This is a genomic window from Streptosporangium sp. G11, from assembly GCF_051192615.1.
Classification (GTDB): domain Bacteria; phylum Actinomycetota; class Actinomycetes; order Streptosporangiales; family Streptosporangiaceae; genus Streptosporangium.
Window position 1 is genome coordinate 38,673 of sequence record NZ_JBPJUQ010000029.1, and the last position, 21,096, is coordinate 59,768.

Sequence of the window (21,096 nt, forward strand, 5' to 3'; positions counted from 1 at the left end):
CTTTCGTCCCGCACGTGTTGCCACTGGCCGGGCGATCCGTCCGATACTCTGCGGTCACCACACACCTGGATACGAAAGGGTGGGGCCATGTCATCCGGCGACATCGATGCATTGCTACGGGTGACCTCGCCCGACTACGTCGGCACGAGCCATCCCGACATCGCGTTCGGCACGCTCGACGGCCCGCTGGGGCGCCTGACCCTCGCCGTGACGGGCAGGGGTGTGGTGGCCTGCAGCTACGAGGACGAGAACGTCGTCTTCGAGCGGATCAGCAGGGAGGTCGGCACGTTCATCGGGCCGGACGCCCGGCGGCTCGACCCGGTCCGCCGGGAGCTGGACGCCTACTTCTCCGCCAGGCTCCGCGCCTTCACGATCGCCGTCGACCTGCGCCTGGCCACCCAGTTCTCCAGGACCGTGCTGCAGATGATGCTCGCGGTGCCGTACGGGACGGTGACGACCTACCGCGAGATCGCCGAGCGGATCGGCAGGCCGCGGGCGCTGCGCGCGGTCGGCAACGCGCTGGGCAGCAACCCGGTGTGCGTCATCGTGCCGTGCCACCGGGTGGTCGAGAGCGAGGCCGTCCTCGGCGGGTACGCCGGAGGCTCGGCCGCCAAGGAACGCCTGCTGCGCATCGAGTCCACCGCCGCGGTCCGCGGCCCCGGCCACGCGTAGACCGCCCCCGCCCTGCCCGCCGTACGGCCTCCGACCGTACGGCCGGAAGCCGTACGGCCGGTGCCGTCAGGAGCGGCGCCCTTGGAGCGGCGCCCCTCAGGAGCGGCGCCGGAGCGCGCCGAGACCCAGGGTGATGAGACCCGCGACGAGGAACGCGCCGACGGACGCGCTCATCCACGGCTGCGGGACGAAGCCGAGCGCCTCGCGGGCCCCCTCCCAGAACGAGGTCCACCACGCGAGCTCCGGGCCGGCCGGCAGCGCGGCGAGCATCCACCAGGTCACGAAGCCCAGCACCCACGGGACCACCATGAGAGGGCGCGAGGGCGCGGTCTCCGAGGTGTCCCAGCGCCTGGCGCCGCCGAGCAGGAAGTAGTCCGCGACGAGCACCGCGAACATCGGCACGAAGACCGCCCCGATGAGGCCGAGGAAACCGGTGTAGGTCTCGGCGTTGACGAAGATCGCGAGCAGGGTGACCAGCACGCCGATGGCCGCGGAGATGACCCGCCGGTCCACCCTGGGCAGAAAATTCTGCAGCGACATCGCGGTGGAGTAGACGTTCACGAACGACTGGTCGGTCTCGCGCAGCACCAGGATGCCGAAGAACAGCGGGCCGAGCGCCGCGGCCACGAAGGGGTCCCAGACCTGGTCCGGGTCGTTGCCGACCAGCGCGAGCGCCGCGATGCCGAGGACCAGGCAGGCCACCTGGGCGATCGTGTAGCCGCCGACGACCCCGGCGAACGCGGCCCTGCCCGAGCGGGAGAAGCGGGCGAAGTCCGCCGCGACCGGCACCCACGAGACCGACAGCGCGATCACGTAGTCGACCGAGGGGGCGAACGCCTCCCACGATCCGCCTCCGATCACCGGTCCCCGCTGGAACAGGGCGACCATGAACCAGATCATCGAGATCACCACGCCGGCGGTGACGTACCTGCGGAGCAGGCGGACCGCCCCCAGCGGCCGGATGGTCAGCGCGGTGGTGATCACCCCTGCGACGACCACCCAGACCGCGTAGGGCACCTCGACCCCGAAGGATCCGGCGATGGCCCGGGCGCCCTGGGCGATGACCCACAGCTCGAAGGCCCCCCAGCCCAGCATCTGGATGATGTTCAGCACCGTCGGGAGGTAGGAGAGCCTGGCCCCGAAGAGGCCGCGCAGCAGGACCATCGCCGGAGCGCCGGTCCGCTGCCCGGGAATCGCGGCCAGGCCGACCATCGCGGTGCCGATGACGCTGCCCACGACGGCGGCCAGGATCGCGGCCACGAAGCTCAGCGGCCGGTCGCCGAGCGGATTGATCAGTGTGATCGCACCGGAGAACCCGAGCAGGCTGACACCCAGGTTGGCCCAGAGCGCGCCCTGGTCGAGCACGCCCAGCTCCTTGGGAGGAGCCTCGTCGAGGGTGAGGGGGGCCTCGGCCGACCTGGAGTCGACAACGGCAGACGACATCACACGCTCCCTACGCCGGCATTACCCGGACAGGTTCATGCGGTCGGCGACAGCCGTAGTCGCCCTCTCAGCCTGGTTGCCCCAAGCTCCCGCGTTGGATGGTACGCAAAGCCGGGATCATCCCAGCTCGCGCCCTCATGATGCACCATCCGTCCGTATTCGGCCAGCGCCGAGTTGGCGCGGCCGTCTCACGAGACGAGTCCGTGGACGTTCGCGGAAGTACGGCTACGCACGTGGCGGTGGCTGTACTTCCCGGCTGTGGGGGGGCGGGCGTCCGACCTCCGGATCTGTCCAGAGGGACCTCTGAAGGCTCGGCCGACGCCCTACCGGCAAGGCCGGGCCGACGGATCACGAACGGCGGTGCCGGCGTTTCGCGGTCGTCGGGCGGTGGTCGTGCGTTCCCGGCGAGGACCTCCACCCGGCGGACGCCCGCCCAGGCCGGGTGGGCCGTTCGGGGCCGAGCATGCCTCCCGGTCGTGGAGGCCACCCGGGCCGCTCAGGCGACGAACGGGTCTTGGCCGCTCTCGGCGATCATCGGACGCCCCGCGACGTCCCAGGACTGCATGCCGCCACCGACGTTGATCGCGTCCCAGCCGACGTGGTTGAGCCAGGCGGTGGCGTTCGCGGAACGGCCGCCGACCCGGCAGATCACGTAGACGGGCGCGCCCTTGGGCACCTCGTCGACCCGGGACTGCAGCTCGCCCAGCGGGATGTGGACGGCGCCGGGCGCGTGCCCGGCACTCCACTCGTCGTTCTCACGCACGTCGAGCAGGAACGCGTCATCCGGCACGGCCTGTGCCTCGACTTCAGGAACACTCATGCGTCCATTGTTCCAACCTCCCGCACCGGATGAGGCACAAAGCCCCTCGGACGCCCTCATCCGGACTCTCAATTTCCCCTGATATAGGGCTAATTCATCACAAATGACCAGCTGAACCGACCGGGACGCGCCCTCCCCGGCCGGGGAACCGGCGAGGCCGGCGAGAACGGGGAGAGCGGGAGGAGCGAAAGGCGGCGGGCACGAGGTGACAGGTTCAGGGCACGTCCCAGAAGGCGAGTTCGTGGGCCATTCCCTCGGCGAACAGCCTCCCCGCCCTGCCGGGGTCCGGCACCGCCTCGTCGATCATCACCGCGACACGCCCGGTCAGCTCGGCGAAGGCCGGGTGGGCGTAGGTGTCGACCCAGGCACGGTAGCGGGGCTCGTCGGGCGGGTTCTCCGCCAGGGCGCGGCCGAGCGTGGAGTAGCCCCACATGCAGGGGTAAAGGGCGGCCAGGCCGTCGGCGTAGACGGCCGCCGAGTCGAGCAGGAAGGAGGTGTACGCCAAACAGGCCGGCCCCTTCCTCGCCCCGCCGAGGTCGGCGCCGAACTCGGCCGACATCGACCGGTGCAGGCTCAGCTCCTCGTGGAAGGTGGCGTGCGCCAGGTCGACCAGGTCGCCCAGGTGCCCGTCCGGGGCCTGCCACGCGAGCCGCGAGAAGACGCGGACGTAGTCGAGCAGGAACAGGTAGTCCTGCTCCAGCCACGACCGGAACACCGGCTCGGGCAGGTCCCCCCGGGCGATGCCTACCACCGTCGGGTGGGCGAGCTGCGCCTCGACCAGCGGGCGGCCGATGGCGTGCAGTTCCTCAGAAACGCTCATGGACCGGAGATTGTGTCAGGTCAGGGCGGCGGCGCCGAAGGAGACGCCGAAGCGCCTGCACCAGATGGTGACGGACTTCAGATCGCCGAGGTCGGTGCCGGCGGGAATGGCGTAGTTGGCGTTGCCCCTGTTGCCCTTCAGCTCGCCGAGTTCGAGGTGCTCGCCGTCGTCCAGGTTGAACCACCCGGCGTTGCCCTTCTTGACGGGCTGGTCACTGAGCCAGACCCGCAGGTCCGGGCCGTCGGAGGTGTTCAGGTCCTCGATCCGCAGGACCCGGCTCCCGTCGGGCAGCTCCAGCACCCTGGCCCTGCCCTCGGTCTCGTGCTCGTGGGAGATGAACGTGCCCGTGGCCAGGGTCTTCGGCTCCTGAGCGGGCTCGGCGGCCTTGGAGGCATCGGCGGCCTTGGAAGCCTTGGAAGCCTTGGAGGCATCGCCCGGCTCGCCCTGCCGGGCGGCCTCGGGCCCGGGGGACGCGGCCACGGGCAACGCCTCGTTCACCTCGACGGTGGTGAACAGGCGCCATGGCTGGAACAGATACAGCGCGACACCGAGCGCGACGGCGCCCACCGCCAGGACTCCCCAGGTGACAGGGTGCCGGAGCAACCTCTTGACTCTCATCGGATACCTCCGGCTTCCGGTCAGGGAGGAAGTCGAGATGTCCCTCCGGCCTCGGTGTCGACGCTATCCACGGCACCGCCCTCGATCGATTACGAAGTGCTTACGACCGCGGAACGCTCGCGACGTAGTGTCGAACGATGACGACGATCGCTGAGGAAGTGCTCCTGCTCGCGTACGGCGAGGAAGAGGGCGGACAACTCATCGGCTCCTCTGAGCTGGACGCCGCACTCGGCGGCGCGTTGCTGGCGGAACTGGCCGTCGCCGGCCGGATCGACCTCGCGGACAGGAAGGTCGCCGTCCTCGACGCGACCCCGGTCGGGGAGGAGGAGCTCGACACGGCGCTGGCCAGGATCGCGGCGGAGTCCAAGCCGCGCAAGCCCGAGTGGTGGGTGCAGCGGCTCCATTCCGGCAAGCTCCGCGGGCGCCTGCTGTCGCGCCTGGCGGAGCGGGGCGTGCTGGACGAGGAGCGACGCAAAATCCTGGGGATCTTCCCGAGCACCCGCTACCCCGAGCGCGACCCGGGCGTCGAGCTGGCGATCCGCGAGCGGGTCCAGAGCGTGCTGTCCGGCGCCGCCCCCGACGAGCGGGCCGCGGTGCTGATCGCGATCCTGCACGCGGCCAAGATCGACCGTAAGGCGTTCCCCGGTGCGAGCAAGGAGCGGATCAAGGAGATCACCGAGGGCGAGTGGGCCGGTAAGGCGGTCTCCCAGACCATCGCCGCCATCAACTCCGCCGTCATGGCGGCCGTGATAGCCGGGGTCGTCGTCACCGCCGCCGGCTGAGGCCCGATCGGTGGCTCCCGAGGCCTTGAGGACCCGGCTCAGGTGAGGCCGCACAGCCGCTTCCGAAGCCCGGGACTCCGGCTCGAGCCGAGCCGAACCGGGCTGGACTGGGCCGAGCCGGACTGAGCCGAGGGCCTGATGGCCCTCGCCGGGCGGAGCGCTGTCACGAAGGTGCTCCGCCCGGCGAGGCCGTCCGATCCCGCCCCGCGCGGCGGGAACCCCCGGCGTTCCCGGCATCCCCTGCGTGCCCGGCCCTCGGGCCGGAAGGACGCCACCGGCCCTCAGGCCGGGGAGAACGTCACTTGCCGAGGGCGTCCTTGGGAACGGGCTTGTCCTGGGCCAGGGCCTCGAACATGCGCAGGGCCTTGGCGCGATCCCACTTGACGACCGCCTGGCCGTTGATGGTGGGCAGGGAGCCGATGGGCACGACCGTGGTGACCGGGTTGCCGCCCATGGCGAGGCCGAGGGAGAGCAGGTCGAAGGCACCGGTCTCCTCGCCGACGGACACCGAGTCGGCGGCGCTCAGCGCGAGCGGGACGGACGTGAAGGGGTTGATCAGGACGCCGGGACTGGCCGCCTTCTTCACCACCGCGGAGAAGAACTGGCGCTGGCGCTGGGTCCTGTCGAGGTCGGGGATCGCGCCGGTGGCGCGGGTGCGGACGTAGCCGAGGGCCGTCCCCCCGTCCATGGTCTGCAGGCCCTTCTTCAGGTCGATCCCGGCCTTGGGGTCCTTGATCGCCTGCTTGACGTCGATCTCGACCCCGCCGATGGCGTCCACGATCCCCACGAAGCCGCCGAAGCCGATCTCCATGTAGTGGTCAAGGCGCAGCCCGGTGACCTGCTCCACGGTCTTGGGAAGCAGCTGCTGGCCGCCCTTGAAGGCGTACGCGGCGTTGAGCTTGTCGCTGCCGTGGCCGTCGATCGGCACGTAGGAGTCACGCGGGAGGCTGACCAGGGTCGGGCGGCCGTCGCCCTCGGGGATGTGCAGCAGCATCATCGTGTCGGTCCTGCGGCCCACGGCCTTGCCGGTGGCGAGCTTCCTGCGCTGGGCCGCGGTCAGGCCCGCGCGGCTGTCGGAGCCGACCAGCAGCCAGTTGGTGCCGGGAGTGTCGGCGGGACGGCCCACGTAGTCGGTGAGCGCCTCGATCCGGGTCAGCCGCGAGTTGATCACGAAATACCCGCCGACGGCCAGGACGAGCAGCACAACGACCAGTCCGGCGAGGATTCGCACGACCAGCCTGCCGGGACGCTTCGGCCGCCAGCCGGGCGCGCGTGACGCCCTCCCGCCATCCCCGTCGCCGGAGCCCCCGGGCGGGGGCGGGGGCGCGTTCAACGGCTTGACCGGGCTGGAACCGGACCTGGGCTTGCCGTACACCCGCCCGCCTCCCTGGGAGGGCGGCACCTCGCGCGACGTCCCCTCGGGGGCGGGCGCCCCCCGCCGCGCCGACTGCCGGACGGGCGTCCCCGGGCCGCCAGGCGAGGGGTAGGCGGGCTGCCCGGCCGCTCTCGGCGGCACGGGCCCCGGCGTGGGCGATCGCAGCGCGCGAGTGCGATCGTCGTCTTCGGGCCTGTCAGCCACGTCTTGTCCCGCCACTTCTTGATCTCATGGTGAAAACGTCATTATCGACGCTACGTCGTGGCTCAGGCGCATGCCGCAGGGTCCCCAAGGTTTCCCTATGTAAAAGTACTCAGACTGGTTGTTAGCGACCAACAATGCGATCGTCGGCGGATCCGGAAACATCGACCCCCATCCGGATCGTTACGGTAGAGGACTACCTCTGCTCGAAAGGATGATCGTGTCCACTCCGGACCCGTGGAGTACCTGCCCGTGCGAACGCACGGGCGCCACTGAACCAACCGGGAGAGCCGCCCGGTGAACACGGCTTTGGGCCTGCTGGCCATCCTCCTGCTCACCCTCGCCACCGGCTACTTCGTCGCCCAGGAGTTCGCCTTCGTGGCCGCGGACCGCGGCGTGCTGCGCGAGCAGGCCGACTCCGGTGACCCGGCCGCGGCACGGGCGCTGGAGGTGACGGGGCGTCTGTCGTTCATGTTGTCGGGCGCGCAACTCGGCATCACCGTGACCGCCCTGCTGGTCGGCTTCATCTCCGAACCCGCCATCGCCACGGTCATCCGGCCCTGGCTGGAGACCGCGGGAGTGCCCCGGGGGGCCGTGCCCGGCATCGCCGTGACCCTGGCCGTCGCGATCGCCACCGTCATTCAGATGGTCCTCGGCGAGCTGGCTCCCAAGAACCTCGGCATCGCCCGTCCCGAGCCCGTGGCGAAGTTCCTCGCCCGCTCGACGATGATCTATCTGCGGATCGCCGGGCCGGTCATCCGGCTGTTCGACTCCGCCGCCACCGGCCTGCTGCGCCGGGTCGGCGTGGAGCCCGTGGAGGAGATCAAGCACGGCGCCAGCCCCGAGGAGCTGTCCCGGATCATCTCCGAGTCCGCCATGACGGGTGACCTGCCGCCGAGGCTGTCGGAGCTGCTGGGACGCGCCCTGGAGTTCGGCGACCGCACCGCGGAGGACGTCATGGTGCCGCGCCCCCGCGTGGTGCTGCTGAGGGACGACCGGCCGATCTCCGACCTGCTCGACGCCGTCCGCAGGCACGGTCACTCCCGCTACCCGGTGCTCTGCAACCACAACGGCGACGACGTGGTCGGTGTCACCGGCGTACGCGAGCTGCTCAAGTCGGGACTGACCGACGGCACGCTGGAGAGGATCACCCGTCCCGCGCTCCTGGTGCCCACCTCCTCGCCGCTGCCTCTCGTACTGGAGCGCATGCGCACCGCCCGCGACGACCTGGCGTGCGTCATCGACGAGTACGGCGGCCTGGCCGGCGTGGTCACCATCGAGGACCTCGCCGAGGAGCTCGTCGGCGAGCTCATCGACGAGAACGACCCGGAGCCCGCGGGCGTCGTCGTGGGCGACGAGGGCACGTGGGACCTGCCGGGCACGCTCCGGCTGGACGAGATCGAGCGCGCCATCGGGCTGCAGCTCCCCGAGAGCGACGACTACGACACCGTCGCGGGCCTCGTGCTCGCCACCCTCGGCCGGATGGCCGAGCCCGGCGACCAGGTGACCGTCACGCTGACATCGCGGAACGACCCCCTGGAGAACAACGGCGCCGACGAGAAGGACGCGGTGCTCACGGTGCTCTCCGTGCACCGCAGGGTCCCCGAGTGGGTGCGGCTGTCGCTCAACGCGCCGCAGGGCGCCGATGCCGGGGACGACCCGGAGACGAGAACCGGGAAAGAGGACGAACCGGCGATGACCGGGCCGTGGATGATCGAGCGCGGCCCCGACAGGGCCATGATCGAGCGGGGCGGGGTGAATCGACGATGAGCACCACCTCCGCCCTGCTGCTCGGTGTGGCCCTGCTGATCGGCAACGCCTTCTTCGTCGCCGCCGAGTTCGCGGTGATCTCGGCCCGCAGGCACCGCCTGGAGGAGCTGGGGGGCAGGGGCGGCCGGTTGACCCGCATCGCCGCCCGCGCCGCCGTCCGCGGCGGCAGGGAACTCTCCCTGATGCTGGCCGGAGCCCAGCTGGGCATCACGCTGTGCTCGCTCGGCCTGGGCATGGTGACCGAGCCGGCCATCGAACACCTGCTGGAGCCGGTTTTCGGCGCGATCGGCCTGCCCGAGTCGCTGCAGGTCCCCGTCTCGCTCGTGATCGCGCTGGCGCTCGTCACCTTCCTGCACATGGTGATCGGCGAGATGGCTCCCAAGTCGTGGGCGCTGACCCACCCGGAGACCGCGGCGATGGGGCTGGCCCTGCCGTTCCGCGGCTTCACCTGGCTCGTCAGGCCGGTCCTCGCCACGCTCAACGGCCTGACGAACGCGATCCTGAGGCTGTTCGGGGTGCATCCCAAGGACGAGCTGGCCACCACCAGGACCCCGGTCCAGCTGGCGATGCTGGTCGGCGAGTCCGGCCGGATGGGCCTGCTCGACCGCGACGAGCACGACCTGCTCACCCGGGCCCTGCGGGTCCACCAGCAGCCGGTGGAGCGGCTGATGCTGCCGCTGGCGAAGGCCACCTCGGTGCTCGCCGACGCGACGGGCGAGCAGGTGCGCCGGGTCGCCGCGCGCGACGGGCACCTGCGCATGCTGGTCACCTCCGGCAGGCCTGGCGACGTCCTGGGCGTGGTGCACGTCAGGGACATCCTCATCAGGCCGGAGGCGAGCCCCGCCGAGCTCGCCCGCCCGGTGCCGCGCCTGGACAAGACCACCACGATCCCCGACGCGGTCTCCGCGCTCCAGGACGCCCACGCGCACCTGGGCCTGGTGACGGACGGCGGCGGCGAGGTGGTCGGCATGGTGAGCCTCACGGACCTGCTCGGCGAGATCCTCGACGTACGGGTGCTCGCGACCCGCTAGCGGTCCCCGCGCTCCCGTCGGCCGCGCGGCCGGCGGGAGCGCGACATGACCGAAGAAAGAGCGGCAGGACCGGCCGGGAGCGCGACAGAACCCGGCAGGAGAACGGCAGGACCGGGCAGAGAGCGGCCGGGCTCATCGCGGGCGGCCGAGAAGGCTCATCCCCGGCGGCCGGCGAAGCCGATCGCGAGACCGGAGGAACCGGTGGTCGCCGGGAAGATTGATCTCGGGATCGGCGGGAAGACGACACGGGTCGGAGAAAGATTCTTTCGTCGGCCCGTTTTCTCTGTCAGCGTAATCGGACATCGACGAACCCATGCAAGTCATCCGAAAGTGATCAGCAAGCGTGGCCGACTAGAACGGGGAGGCATGCCGTAGCGGGCCAAAAACCACAAGACCCATGCGTAACCCCTGAGACTTCTCTATAACGGAGCGAGCGACTACCTTGATCGATGATCGACTCGGCCCGCCACGAGACCTTACGGACGGCTCAGATGAATACGCGGTTTCCCAGGGAACGACAAAGCCCCGGTCGCGATGTTCGCGTGACCGGGGCCATGATCTGGTGGGCGAGGAGGGATTTGAACCCTCACGTCCTTTCGGACACACGGACCTGAACCGTGCGCGTCTGCCGTTCCGCCACCCGCCCTTGTTGGGTGCGGTCGAAACATTAGCACGGATCAGCCGGTACCCATGAACCCGGATACGATCCTCCTAGATGCGAAAGCGGAGCAGCTGGGTGCGAGAGCGAGGAACGAGCCAACGAGCCCCCAAGCGGCCGCGACCACATAGACGGAGGAAGGGAGGTACCCGGTGGGAGTCCTTCAGCGTTTCGAGCGGAGGCTCGAAGGCTTGGTTGAAGGCGCCTTTGCGCGGGCGTTCAAATCTGACCTTCAGCCGGTAGAGGTCGCCAGTGCGGTCCAGCGGGAGATGGACGAGCGGGCGGCGATCGTCGCCCAGGGACGCACTCTCGTGCCCAACGACTTCGTGGTCGAGCTGTCCACGACCGACAACGAGCGGTTGGAGGTCTACGCCGACAGCATCAGCCACGAGCTGGCCAACCTCGCCAGGGAGTACGCCAAGGAACAGGGCTACTCCTTCGTGGGGCCGGTCAGGGTCCGCTTCGAGACGGCCGACGACCTCGCGGTCGGCCTGTTCCGCATTCGCTCGGGCGTGATCCGTGGCGCGACGGTCGAGCAGGACGAGATCCGCCAGCCGGTGAGCGACGTGCCCGCCGCGAAGTCCCACGCCTTCGGGGGCCGCCCCCGCCTGCTGGTGTCCACCCAGGACGACCCGCAGGGCCAGCGGTCCTTCGACCTGACAACACCGGTGACCCTGCTCGGCAGGGGCACCGACTGTGATCTACGGCTGGTCGACCCGGGTGTGTCCCGGCACCACGCCGAGCTGCGAGTGGAGGGTCCCCTGGTCGCGCTCGTCGACCTCGGCTCCACGAACGGCACCTTCGTCAACGGCCAGCCGGTTCGCCGGGTCGAGCTCCAGAACGGCACTCGCGTGACGCTGGGGCGAACGACTCTGGTTTTCCGGCGCGATTAAAGGTAAACAGACGGTCCATGTCCGAGCTCACGCTGCTGCTGATCCGGCTCGCCTTCCTCGCGGTGCTGTGGTTCTTCGTGATTGCCGCGGTCGGTGTGATCCGGACAGACTTGTTCGGATCACGTACGGCCGCCGCCGCCCCCGCGCGCAAGGCCCCGAAGCCGGTGAAGCCCACGGCCAAATCCAAGAAGGGGGAACCACGGGAGATGGTCGTCACCGGTGGTCCCCTCCAAGGCACCACCATTACCCTCTCGGAGACCCCCATCACCATCGGCCGGGCGAACGACGCGACGCTGGTAGTCAGCGACGACTACGCCTCCAGCCGGCACGCCCGGCTCTTCCCCCAGGACGGTCAGTGGATCGTGGAAGATCTCGGCTCGACCAACGGCACGTATCTTGACCGCTCCAAAGTCACCCGTCCGACTCCGGTGCCGCTCGGTGTTCCGATCCGCATTGGCAAGACCGTCATCGAATTGCGCAAATGACCATCGCACTCCGTTACGCCGCCCGCTCTGACGTCGGCCTCCTCCGCGAAGGCAACGAGGACTCCGCCTACGCCAGCGGCCGCCTGCTCGCCGTCGCGGACGGCATGGGCGGCCACGCACACGGCGAGGTGGCCAGCTCGGTCGCCATCGCCGCGATGTCCTCGCTCGACGCCGACGCCCAGGGAGGTGACCTGCTCAGTGCCATCGAGGCGGCGGTACGCGACGCCAACCGCAAGCTGCACGAGATGGTGGGCCGCGATCCCAGCCTCAAGGGCATGGGCACCACCCTCACCGCCATGCTCTGGTCGGGGACGAGGGTCGCCCTGGTCCACGTCGGCGACTCACGGGCCTACCTGCTGCGCGCCGGAGAGCTCTACCAGATCACTCACGACCACACCCTCGTGCAGTCACTGGTGGACGACGGCCGGATCACCCAGGACGAGGCCGCCACCCACCCCCAGCGGTCGATCCTGTTGCGGGCACTCGACGGCAGCGGCGAGGTCGACCCCGACCTGTCCCTGCGCGAGGCCCAGATCGGCGACCGCTACCTGCTCTGCTCCGACGGCCTGTCCGGGGTGGTGAGCGCGGAGACCCTGCACCACACGCTCTCCACGATCGAAGACCCCGACGGGGTGGTCCGCACCCTCATCGACCTGGCCAACCGGGGCGGCGGTCCCGACAACATCACCTGCGTCCTCGCCGACGTACTGGAGGTGGACGAGGCCCACGTCCCGCGCACCGACGCGGCCGTGGTCGGCGCCGCCGGTTCCAGCATGCCGCGGTCACAGCCGCCGGACACCCCGGCGGGCCGCGCCAGCGCGGTCACCATGCCGCAGCCCGTCATCTCCGACGACGACGACATCGACGAGCCGGTCATCAGGGCCGCGGCCCGACCGGCCAAACGCCGCCGGCTGTGGCCTCTCCTGACCGTGGCCGGCGGCGTCGTCGTCATCGGGGGCGGCTTGGGCTGGTATTTCGGCGGGCAATGGCTGGAGGACCAGTACTTCGTGGGGGCCAAGGGCAACGAGATCGTGGTCTTCCAGGGCGTGAAGACCAACCTGGGCCCCTTCGAGCTCTTCGACGTCGCCCAGAGCACCGCGGAATCGATCACCACCCTCGGCGCGTTCCAGCAGGGCCAGGTCCGCGACGGCATCCCCGTCCCCACCGTCGAGGCGGGCCTGAAGAAGATCGAAGAGCTGAAGACGTCCGCGGCCAAGCCCAAACCCGACGGGAAGGACGAACCGACCGCATCCCCGAGCGCCTCCGCGTCCTCCGCGCCCGCCAGGGCTCCCGAACCCACAAGGTCACAGTAAACACATGAGCACCCCTAGCGCCGAGCCGGTCCTGCTTCCCGCCAAACGGCGGGTGGCCCAGTTGGCGATGCTCGCATTCGCGGTCGCCATCGTGATGCTGGCGTACGCCAACGTGGGGTTGGCCCTCGACAAGCAGATCCCCTCCGGAATGGTCACCTACGGCCTCGGCCTGGGCGGCCTCATGCTGGCCGCCTACCTGGTCCTGGCCAAGTTCGCCCCCTGGGCCGACCCGCTGATCCTGCCGCTGGTGACACTGGTCAACGGCATCGGGCTGGTGATCATCTACCGGCTCGAGGCGTCCGGCATGCCGGGGGCCTCGGCGACCAACCAGCTTCTCTGGACCGCCGTCGGAGTCGTGATGTTCTCCGTGACGCTGATCGTGCTGCGCGACCACCGCGCGCTGCAGCGTCTGACCTACACCATGGGCGCCGTCGGCCTGGCCCTGCTGGTCTCGCCGCTGCTGCCGTTCATCGGCCAGGAGATCAACGGCGCGCGCATCTGGATCGGCATCGCCGGCTTCACGCTCCAGCCCGCGGAGTTCACCAAGCTCGCCCTGGTCGTCTTCTTCGCCGGCTACCTGGTCGCCAAGCGCGACGTGCTGGCCCTGGCGGGGCGGCGGCTGCTCTTCATCGACCTGCCCCGGGCCCGCGACCTGGGCCCGGTCCTCATCACCTGGGGCCTCAGCCTGGGCGTGCTGATCCTGCAGAAGGACCTCGGCTCCTCGCTGCTGATCTTCGGCACGTTCATCGCGATGCTCTACATCGCCACCCAGCGCACCTCGTGGGTGCTCATCGGCATCCTGCTCTTCGTCGGCGGCGCGGTCCTGGCGGGGCTGCTCTTCGACCACGTCGCGGCCCGCTTCGAGGTCTTCCTCGACCCGGAGAACCCGGCGCTGTACGACCGCGAGTTCGGCGGCAGCTACCAGCTCATGCAGGGCCTGTTCGCCATGGGGCAGGGCGGTGTGCTCGGCACCGGGCTCGGCCAGGGCCACCCCGACGAGATTCCGCTGGCCTTCTCCGACTTCATCTTCACCGCCGCCGGCGAGGAGCTCGGCCTGACCGGGCTCATGGCCCTGCTGATGGTCTACGCCCTGCTGGTGGAGCGCGGCCTGCGCACCTCGATCGCGGCCCGCGAGCCGTTCTCCAAGCTGCTGGCGGGCGGCCTGTCGTTCATCCTCGCCTGGCAGGTCTTCATCATCGTGGGCGGCGTGACCAACCTCATCCCGCTGACCGGTCTGGTCACCCCGTTCATGTCCCAGGGCGGATCGGCGCTGCTGGCCAACTGGATCCTTATCGCGCTTCTGGTACGCATGTCGGATACGGCGAGGAAGCCTCCGCCCCAGGCCATCCAGGACGAAGGAATGACGCAGGTGTTCCAGCGATGAACGGTCCCCTCAAGCGCGCCGCCCTTGCCTGCCTGCTCATGTTCGGCCTACTTATGATCAATGTGAACTACCTGCAGGCCGTGCGGGCGGAGGAGCTGCGCGACGACTCGCGCAACACCCGGAACTTCTACGCGCGCTACGAGGTCGAGCGCGGCCGCATCACCGCGGGCGACAAGGTCCTCGCCGAGTCGGTCGACACCGGCGACCTCGAGTTCCGCTTCCAGCGGCGCTACCCCGAGGGCAAGCTCTACGCCCCCATCACCGGGTTCTTCGCGCCCGAGAGCGAGCGCGACATGGAGCGGGCCGAGAACAGCCTCCTCAACGGCACCAGCGCCGACCTGCTGATCCGGCGCAGCATCGACCTGTTCACCGCCAAGCAGTCCAGGGGTGCCAACGTCGACCTGACGATCAACCCCCGGGCGCAGGAGGCGGCCTACAAGGCGCTGGGAGAGAGCGGCAGGAAGGGCGCGCTGGTCGCGATCGAGCCGAAGACCGGGGCGATCCTCGCCATGGTCTCGATCCCCACCTACGACCCCAACCTGCTGTCCAAGCCCAACAAGGAAGACGTCAACAAGGCCTACAACAAGCTGGACAAGGACGAGGACAAGCCGCTGGTCAACCGGGCCATCGAGCGCACCTACCCGCCGGGCTCGACCTTCAAGGTCGTCACCACCGCCGCGTACCTGGAGAGCGACGACACCGTGGGCCCGGAGACCCAGGTCGACGCCCCGCAGCGGCTGGACCTGCCCAACACCACCGCCGACCTGCCCAACTACGGCGGCGCGGCGTGCGGTGCCGGGCGGGTGACGCTGTCGTTCGCGCTGGAGAAGTCCTGCAACACCCCGTTCGGCAAGATCGCGATGGACCTCGGCTACGACGCCCTGCGCGACCAGGCCCTGAAGTTCGGCATCGGCGGAGATCCGATCGAGATCCCCCTGCCGGTCGCGGGCAGCGGCATCGGCCCCGAGGAGGACCAGGCGGCCCTCGCCCAGGCCTCGATCGGCCAGCGCAGCAACCAGATGACCCCGCTGCAGATGGCCATGATCGCCGCCGGCATCGCCAACAACGGCGTGGTCATGAAGCCGTACCTGGTGAACAAGATCGCGGACGCCGAGGGTGGCGAGGTCGACAGCGCCAACCCCGACGAACTGGACACCGCGATGAGCGAGGACAGCGCGCGCAAGCTCCAGGAGATGATGGTCAACGTCGTCAACAAGGGCACGGCCAGCGCGGCGCAGATCCCGGGTGTGACGGTCGGCGGCAAGACCGGCACCGCCGAGACCTCCGAGGGCCGTGACCCGCACGCGTGGTTCATCTCCTTCGCCCCCGCGGAGGACCCCAAGGTCGCCGTCGCGCTGATCGTGGAGTCCGGGAGCGCCGGCAGCGACGCCTCCGGTGGGCAGACCGCCGCCCCGATCGCCAAGAAGGTGATGGAAGCGGTGCTGGGTAGATGACCGCGTTGCTCGGGGGCCGGTACCGCCCGCTGGGGCGGATCGCGTCGGGCGGCATGGGTGAGGTGTGGCGGGCCAAGGACGAACTGCTCGGCCGTGAGGTCGCCGTGAAGCTGCTGCGCCCGCACGTGGCGGAGGATCCGGCCTTTCGCCTGCGGTTCCGCTCCGAGGCGCGCATCGCGGCCGGGCTGTCCGATCCGGGCATCGCGCAGGTCTACGACTACGGCGAGGGCGGCGGCGTCGCCTACCTGGTGATGGAGCTGGTGCCCGGACAGTCCCTGGCCGGCATCCTGGCCCGTGACGGGGCGCTGAGCCCCGAGATCACCCTCGACGTGATCCGCCAGACCGCCATGGGCCTGCACGCCGCGCACCGCGCGGGGATCATCCACAGGGACATCAAGCCCGGGAACCTCCTGGTGACCGAGGCGGGCGTGATAAAGATCACAGACTTCGGCATCGCCAGGTTGCTGGAGGCCGTGCCGGTCACCCAGACGGGCATCCTGATGGGCACCGCGCAGTACGTCAGTCCCGAGCAGGCGTCGGGCGAGCCGCTGACGCCCGCCACCGACATCTACTCGCTCGGGGTGGTCGCCTACGAGTGCCTGGCGGGCCGTGCGCCGTTCCGCGCCGAGACGCAGGTGGCGATCGCCCTCATGCACATCGGCGAGCCCCCGCCGCCGCTGCCGGAGAGCGTCCCGCCCGCGGTCCGCGGCCTGGTCATGGCGTGCCTGTCCAAGGACCCGCTGCGGCGCCCGGCCGGTGCCAGGGAGCTGTCGGAGCGGGCGGACGTGCTGCTCGACGCGCTGAGCAGCACCGGTGCCACCGGTCTCGGCATGCTCACCGACCCCGTGGGCTGGCGCGCGGAGCCCGCGACCGAGTGGCCTCAGGAGATCACCTCCGCCCTGGCCGCCCCCCTCCGGCCCGAACCCGGCCGGGGCGCGGGCTTCGGAGCGGGTGCGGGGACCGGTCCCGGTCAGGGCACGGGCTCCGGCGTGGGCGGTGGTTCCGGCGCGGGTTCCGGTTTCGGCGGTGGTTCCGGCGCGGGTTCCGGTCCCGGTAACGGACCTGGTTCCGGTAACGGACCTGGTTCCGGTGAGGGATCCGGAGCGGGCCCGACTCCGCCGGGCGCCACCCCGGTGCGTCGCGGAGGCCGCGGCCTGCGCAGGACGACGGTGATCGTCGCCGCGGTCGCGGGGTGCGCCGCCGCGGTCGGGCTGGGCACCCTGGCGGTCCGCGAGCTGGCGAACCAGCCCGGCGACAGCGAGCCGGGAGGGCCGGCCGTACGGTCGAGCCCGGCCACCAAGTCGCCCACGGCCAGGCCGGCCAGAAGCAAGACCCCGACGAGCAGACCACCGCTCTCGCCGACGAAGTCGGCCCGCCCCTCGGCCACGCCGTCGGCTACGGTAAGCACATCGGCCACGCCCACCGTAAGGCCGAGTACGTCGCCACCGCCCAGCCCCAGCCCGACGACTCCCACCCCGACACCCACCACCCCGACGGTGACACCGAGCCCCACACCACCGAGCACAACTCCTGAACCCGGCGACACAGACCCGCCGAATGAGGAGACGTGATGCGGCAACGGGTCGATGATGGACACCGGTGGCCCAAGAGCTCACCGGCACCCAAGATGAACGGTAAGGGACAGTGCAGGAAATGACTCAGCCCCGACGCCTCGGCGATCGCTACGAGCTTGACGGCGTCGTCGGGCGTGGCGGCATGGCCGAGGTCTATCGCGCCCGAGACATCCGGCTGGATCGGATCGTCGCCATCAAGACCCTCCGCGCGGACCTGGCCAGGGATCACGTCTTCCAGGCGCGTTTCCGCCGGGAGGCGCAGTCCGCTGCGTCACTGAACCACCCGTCCATCGTCGCGGTCTACGACACCGGCGAGGACGTCTCCGAGGGCGCGCCGGTGCCCTACATCGTGATGGAGTACGTCGACGGCCGCACGCTGCGCGACCTGCTCCGGGCCGACCGGCGGCTGCTGCCCGAGCGCGCCGCCGAGCTGGTCGACGGGATCCTGCGGGCGCTGGACTACAGCCACCGCGGCGGCATCGTCCACCGCGACATCAAGCCCGCGAACGTCATGATCACTCGCAACGGTGACGTGAAGGTCATGGACTTCGGCATCGCCCGCGCGATGGCCGACTCGGCCGCGACCATGACGCAGACCGCCCAGGTGATCGGAACCGCCCAGTACCTCTCGCCGGAGCAGGCCAGGGGCGAGCGGGTCGACGCCCGCAGCGACCTCTACTCCACCGGCTGCGTGCTGTACGAACTGCTGACCGGGCAGCCGCCGTTCACCGGTGACTCCCCGGTCGCGATCGCGTACCAGCACGTGCGCGAGGACCCGATCCCGCCGTCGCAGATCGACCATGACATCCCGCCGTGGGCCGACGCCATCGTGCTCAAGGCGATGGCCAAGGACCCGGCGCACCGCTACCAGAGCGCCGGGGAGATGCGGGCCGACCTCCAGCGGGCGATGTCCGGCATCCCGACGGACGCCCAGACGATGGCCCTGAGCGCCAACAACAACTACGGCTCGGCCACCCGGACGATGCAGGCTCCCGGGCCCGGCGGCCCGGCCACCCAGCGCACCACCGCCGTCCCGGCGTACGAGTACGGCGAGGAGGGCGGCGGGCGCACCGGCGAGCGCGGCCGGCGCCGGCAACAGAGCGGCGGGAACACCGCGGTCAAGACCGCGGCGTGGATCCTCATCCCGCTGCTGGTGATCGGTGCCTTCATCGGCGTCGGTTACATGTTCCTCAGCTCGCCGGGCACCCCCACCGACACCGGCAAGGTGAAGATCCCCGCGCTGGCCTCGCAGACCGAGGAGGCGGCGACCAAGACGCTGACCGACCTCGGCCTGAAGGTGAAGGCGGTCCAGGCGTTCGACGAGGAGATCCCGAAGGGGTCGGTGATCGAGACCGATCCCGCGGCCGACACCGAGGTCGAGAAGAACGCCGAGGTGACGCTCAGGGTCTCCAAGGGCATCGAGAAGGTCGAGGTGCCCGTCGTGGTCAACATGACCGCGGACGACGCCAAGCAGGCCCTTGAGGACGCCGGCTTCAAGGCCAGCCTGCAGACCAAGGCCTCCAGCCGCAAGCAGGGGATCGTCTTCGAGAGCGTGCCCGAGGCAGGTAGGAAGGTCAACAAGGGCAGCACCGTCCGGATCTACATCCCCAAGGAGGCGGTGGAGGTCCCGGCCGTGGTGAACCTCACGGTCGGGGACGCCAAGAACGCGCTCAAGGACGCGGGCTTCAAGTGGAAGATCGTTGAGCAGCCGAGCGACCTGCCCAAGGACACCGTGCTGAGCCAGTCTCCCGAGGCGGGCGGCAAGTATCAGCCGGGGACGACCATCACGCTGATCGTGTCGAGCGGGGCGCCGCCCGAGCCGACCGAGCAGCCGACCGTTCCGGATGAGCAGCCGACCGTTCCGGATGAGCCGACGGAGGAGGAGACCATGCCCACGGATCCCGACGAAGGCACGATCTTCGATGAGGCACAGCCCGACGGGAACTGACCGGAGCACCTGACGGAGGCCCTCGCGATCTCGCGGGGGCCTTCCTCGTTTCCGCCCCGCCCGCCCTCGCCCGTTCCGGCGCGTTTCGGCGCGTTCTCATGGTTTTCGCGGCTTCAGCGGCAACGTCGCGCGGGTTCGCGCGGGTTCGCCCGCTGGGGCATCCGGGAAGCGGGGACACCGGGAGGCCCGGAAACGGGGAAGAGTCCTTCCGCCACTCGGGGGCGATGGCGGAAGGACTCTCACTGGTCAATCGTTCAGGATGGGCTCCGCGTTACAACAATCTTTCGAGCCAATTTCCGAGCAGCCGATGACCGTGTTCTGAGATCACCGATTCGGGGTGGAACTGCACGCCCTCGACGGGGGCGGTGCGGTGGCGCAGGCCCATGATCACACCGTCGTCGGTGGTCGCGGTGACCTTGAGGATGTCGGGAACCGTACCGGGCAGGACCGCCAGCGAGTGGTAGCGCGTCATGGTCACCGGCGACGGCAGGCCGGCGAAGACGCCCTGCCCGTCGTGCTCGATCGCGCTGGTGCGGCCGTGCACCAGTTCGGGCGCCCGCCCCACGGTCGCCCCGTGGGCGATGGCGATGGCCTGGTGCCCGAGGCAGACGCCGAGCAGCGGGATGCCCCGGGCCTCGCAGTGGCCGACGAGCGGGACGCTGACCCCCGCGTCCTCCGGGGTGCCGGGGCCGGGGCTGATCAGGACCCCGTCGAAGCCTCGGGTGTCCTCGACCGCGACCCGGTCGCGCGGGCGCACGTCGCAGGTGGCGCCGAGCTCGCGGAGATACTGGACGATGGTGTGGACGAAGCTGTCGTGGTTGTCGACGACGAGGACGCGGCTCATCGGCCCACGGTGGTCAGGTCGAGGGAGATGCGGGGTTCGATCCAGGGGAACACGACATACCAGAGTACGGCCGCGACCAGCCCGGCCAGCACCAGGGCTGTGAGCACCCTGGTCACGCGGTTTCCGGGAAGCAGCCGCCAGATCCAGCCGTACATGGGACCTTACCTTTCCGCCGATCCTGCTCGCGGCCGTACGAGGTGGTTCTCGCGCCCTTCCAGCTCGCCGAAGACGACGAGCCGCTGGCTGGCCGAGTACTCCGGGTGGCAGGTGGACAGGGTGATCAGCGCTCTGGTCGGTTCGCGGCCCGGCCTGTCGGGAACCGGGGCGACCACGCTGAGCTCGGTGGGGGCGACGACGCGCTTGTCGGTGACGCGGTAGGTGTATCGGGCCTCGCGGGTGTCGACCAGGATGAGATCGCCCCGGCGAAGCTCGTCGATGCGGTTGAAGGGGGCGGCATAGGTGGTTCGATGCCCCGAAAGTACAAAATTGCCGATTTTTCCTGGCATGGCGGTGCCGGGATAGTGTCCCGGGCCCATCCGCAGCCGATCCTGGTCGACACCTTCCACGATGGCGTACCGGTAGTCGTCACCGAGCCTGGGGATCGCCAGCATCGCCAACGCCCCGCCCAGCCGGACCGGCGCCGGCCTGCCCCGCCGACCTCCGGTCTCTCCGCCCGGCGGGATCTCCCTGTCCAGGAGTTCCCTGAGCAGCAGCGCCTGCTGCTCGGCGGTGTAGGAGCCGGTCCCCCACAGCAGGTAGGCGCAGAAGAGAAGGATGACCAGCCCAGCGGTGACGCTCAGGTCGCCCAGAGCCCTCAGCGCTGCCCTCATGGGGGCAGGATAGTGACGGAAAAGGCCTGCGCGGCGAGCCGGATCACGGGCCCGGCGTAACATTTGCCACAGGATGGTGCCCCGCGGAATCGCCATGGTCCACCTGCGCGGACTATCCTTACACGGGACTTCACCCACTAGCGACTACGCTAATCGACACGGCCTGCGCACGATCCAGATC

19 protein-coding genes, 1 tRNA gene and 1 riboswitch are annotated in these 21,096 nt (G+C 70.1%); of the genes, 11 read left to right on the forward strand and 9 right to left on the reverse strand.

Annotated elements, in window-relative coordinates; translation table 11 throughout:
* Positions 1-87: 87 nt before the first annotated feature.
* Positions 88-672, forward strand: coding sequence for a methylated-DNA--[protein]-cysteine S-methyltransferase (locus ACSDR0_RS25330; protein WP_435291369.1), 585 nt, complete (start codon positions 88-90; stop codon positions 670-672).
* A gap of 96 nt (positions 673-768) precedes the next feature.
* Here ACSDR0_RS25330 and ACSDR0_RS25335 read toward each other — a convergent pair whose 3' ends face one another.
* The 4 genes from ACSDR0_RS25335 to ACSDR0_RS25350 all read right to left on the reverse strand — a co-directional run bounded on the left by ACSDR0_RS25335 (position 769) and on the right by ACSDR0_RS25350 (position 4,373).
* Positions 769-2,115, reverse strand: coding sequence for a purine-cytosine permease family protein (locus tag ACSDR0_RS25335; RefSeq protein WP_435291370.1), 1,347 nt, complete (start codon positions 2,113-2,115; stop codon positions 769-771).
* A riboswitch (TPP riboswitch) is annotated at positions 2,106-2,218 on the reverse strand. Its footprint overlaps the gene before it by 10 nt.
* Positions 2,219-2,611: 393 nt before the next feature.
* A complete protein-coding gene (locus tag ACSDR0_RS25340; RefSeq protein WP_435291371.1) occupies positions 2,612-2,935 on the reverse strand; it encodes a rhodanese-like domain-containing protein in 324 nt (107 codons plus the stop codon).
* A 214-nt stretch (positions 2,936-3,149) separates the two neighbouring features.
* Positions 3,150-3,755, reverse strand: a complete 606-nt coding sequence (locus ACSDR0_RS25345; protein ID WP_435291372.1) for a TenA family protein — start codon at positions 3,753-3,755, stop codon at positions 3,150-3,152.
* A gap of 15 nt (positions 3,756-3,770) precedes the next feature.
* The gene (locus ACSDR0_RS25350) at positions 3,771-4,373 is read right to left on the reverse strand and encodes a DM13 domain-containing protein (RefSeq protein WP_435291373.1); all 603 of its coding nucleotides are present in this window, start codon (positions 4,371-4,373) and stop codon (positions 3,771-3,773) included.
* Between the two features lie 137 nt (positions 4,374-4,510).
* Here ACSDR0_RS25350 and ACSDR0_RS25355 point away from each other — a divergent pair, with 137 nt between their 5' ends.
* Complete coding sequence (locus ACSDR0_RS25355) at positions 4,511-5,155, forward strand: GOLPH3/VPS74 family protein (protein ID WP_435291374.1); 645 nt, start codon at positions 4,511-4,513, stop codon at positions 5,153-5,155.
* 298 nt (positions 5,156-5,453) lie between these two features.
* Here ACSDR0_RS25355 and ACSDR0_RS25360 read toward each other — a convergent pair whose 3' ends face one another.
* Entirely contained in the window at positions 5,454-6,671 is a 1,218-nt protein-coding gene (locus ACSDR0_RS25360; protein WP_435291375.1) for an LCP family protein, read from the reverse strand.
* Positions 6,672-7,028: 357 nt separating this feature from the next.
* Here ACSDR0_RS25360 and ACSDR0_RS25365 point away from each other — a divergent pair, with 357 nt between their 5' ends.
* A complete protein-coding gene (locus ACSDR0_RS25365) occupies positions 7,029-8,501 on the forward strand; it encodes a hemolysin family protein (protein WP_435291376.1) in 1,473 nt (490 codons plus the stop codon).
* Positions 8,498-9,532, forward strand: coding sequence for a hemolysin family protein (locus tag ACSDR0_RS25370; RefSeq protein WP_435291377.1), 1,035 nt, complete (start codon positions 8,498-8,500; stop codon positions 9,530-9,532). The genes ACSDR0_RS25365 and ACSDR0_RS25370 overlap by 4 nt, the downstream gene beginning before the upstream one ends.
* 560 nt (positions 9,533-10,092) lie before the next feature.
* On the opposite strand, the gene ACSDR0_RS25375 is transcribed toward ACSDR0_RS25370, so the two are convergent.
* Positions 10,093-10,178 (reverse strand) — tRNA-Leu (locus ACSDR0_RS25375).
* A gap of 164 nt (positions 10,179-10,342) precedes the next feature.
* On the opposite strand from ACSDR0_RS25375, the gene ACSDR0_RS25380 reads away from it, so the two are divergent.
* The 7 genes from ACSDR0_RS25380 (at position 10,343) to pknB (ending at position 19,241) form a co-directional block, all read left to right on the forward strand.
* Complete coding sequence (locus tag ACSDR0_RS25380) at positions 10,343-11,083, forward strand: FhaA domain-containing protein (RefSeq protein ID WP_435291378.1); 741 nt, start codon at positions 10,343-10,345, stop codon at positions 11,081-11,083.
* A 17-nt stretch (positions 11,084-11,100) separates the two neighbouring features.
* Positions 11,101-11,568 (forward strand): FHA domain-containing protein FhaB/FipA, encoded by a 468-nt coding sequence (locus tag ACSDR0_RS25385; protein WP_435291379.1) that lies wholly within the window; start codon positions 11,101-11,103, stop codon positions 11,566-11,568.
* Positions 11,565-12,881, forward strand: a complete 1,317-nt coding sequence (locus ACSDR0_RS25390; protein ID WP_435291380.1) for a PP2C family protein-serine/threonine phosphatase — start codon at positions 11,565-11,567, stop codon at positions 12,879-12,881. Before ACSDR0_RS25385 ends, ACSDR0_RS25390 begins: the two co-directional genes overlap by 4 nt.
* Before the next feature lie 4 nt (positions 12,882-12,885).
* On the forward strand, positions 12,886-14,265 hold the full coding sequence (locus ACSDR0_RS25395; protein ID WP_435291381.1) for an FtsW/RodA/SpoVE family cell cycle protein: 1,380 nt from the start codon (positions 12,886-12,888) through the stop codon (positions 14,263-14,265).
* Positions 14,262-15,719, forward strand: a complete 1,458-nt coding sequence (locus tag ACSDR0_RS25400) for a peptidoglycan D,D-transpeptidase FtsI family protein (protein ID WP_435291382.1) — start codon at positions 14,262-14,264, stop codon at positions 15,717-15,719. The genes ACSDR0_RS25395 and ACSDR0_RS25400 overlap by 4 nt, the downstream gene beginning before the upstream one ends.
* On the forward strand, positions 15,716-17,290 hold the full coding sequence (locus tag ACSDR0_RS25405) for a serine/threonine-protein kinase (RefSeq protein WP_435291383.1): 1,575 nt from the start codon (positions 15,716-15,718) through the stop codon (positions 17,288-17,290). The genes ACSDR0_RS25400 and ACSDR0_RS25405 overlap by 4 nt, the downstream gene beginning before the upstream one ends.
* Before the next feature lie 82 nt (positions 17,291-17,372).
* Positions 17,373-19,241, forward strand: a complete 1,869-nt coding sequence (gene pknB, locus ACSDR0_RS25410) for a Stk1 family PASTA domain-containing Ser/Thr kinase (protein WP_435291384.1) — start codon at positions 17,373-17,375, stop codon at positions 19,239-19,241.
* A 271-nt stretch (positions 19,242-19,512) separates the two neighbouring features.
* On the opposite strand, the gene ACSDR0_RS25415 is transcribed toward pknB, so the two are convergent.
* Genes ACSDR0_RS25415 through ACSDR0_RS25425 form a run of 3 tightly spaced genes read right to left on the reverse strand, consistent with a single transcriptional unit; the run spans position 19,513 to position 20,915 of the window.
* Positions 19,513-20,085 (reverse strand): anthranilate synthase component II, encoded by a 573-nt coding sequence (locus ACSDR0_RS25415; RefSeq protein ID WP_435291385.1) that lies wholly within the window; start codon positions 20,083-20,085, stop codon positions 19,513-19,515.
* Positions 20,082-20,240, reverse strand: coding sequence for a hypothetical protein (locus tag ACSDR0_RS25420; protein WP_435291386.1), 159 nt, complete (start codon positions 20,238-20,240; stop codon positions 20,082-20,084). Before ACSDR0_RS25420 ends, ACSDR0_RS25415 begins: the two co-directional genes overlap by 4 nt.
* A 6-nt stretch (positions 20,241-20,246) precedes the next feature.
* Positions 20,247-20,915: a class E sortase gene (locus tag ACSDR0_RS25425; RefSeq protein WP_435291387.1), complete on the reverse strand. Its 669-nt coding sequence runs from the start codon at positions 20,913-20,915 to the stop codon at positions 20,247-20,249.
* Between the last annotated feature and the right edge of the window lie 181 nt (positions 20,916-21,096).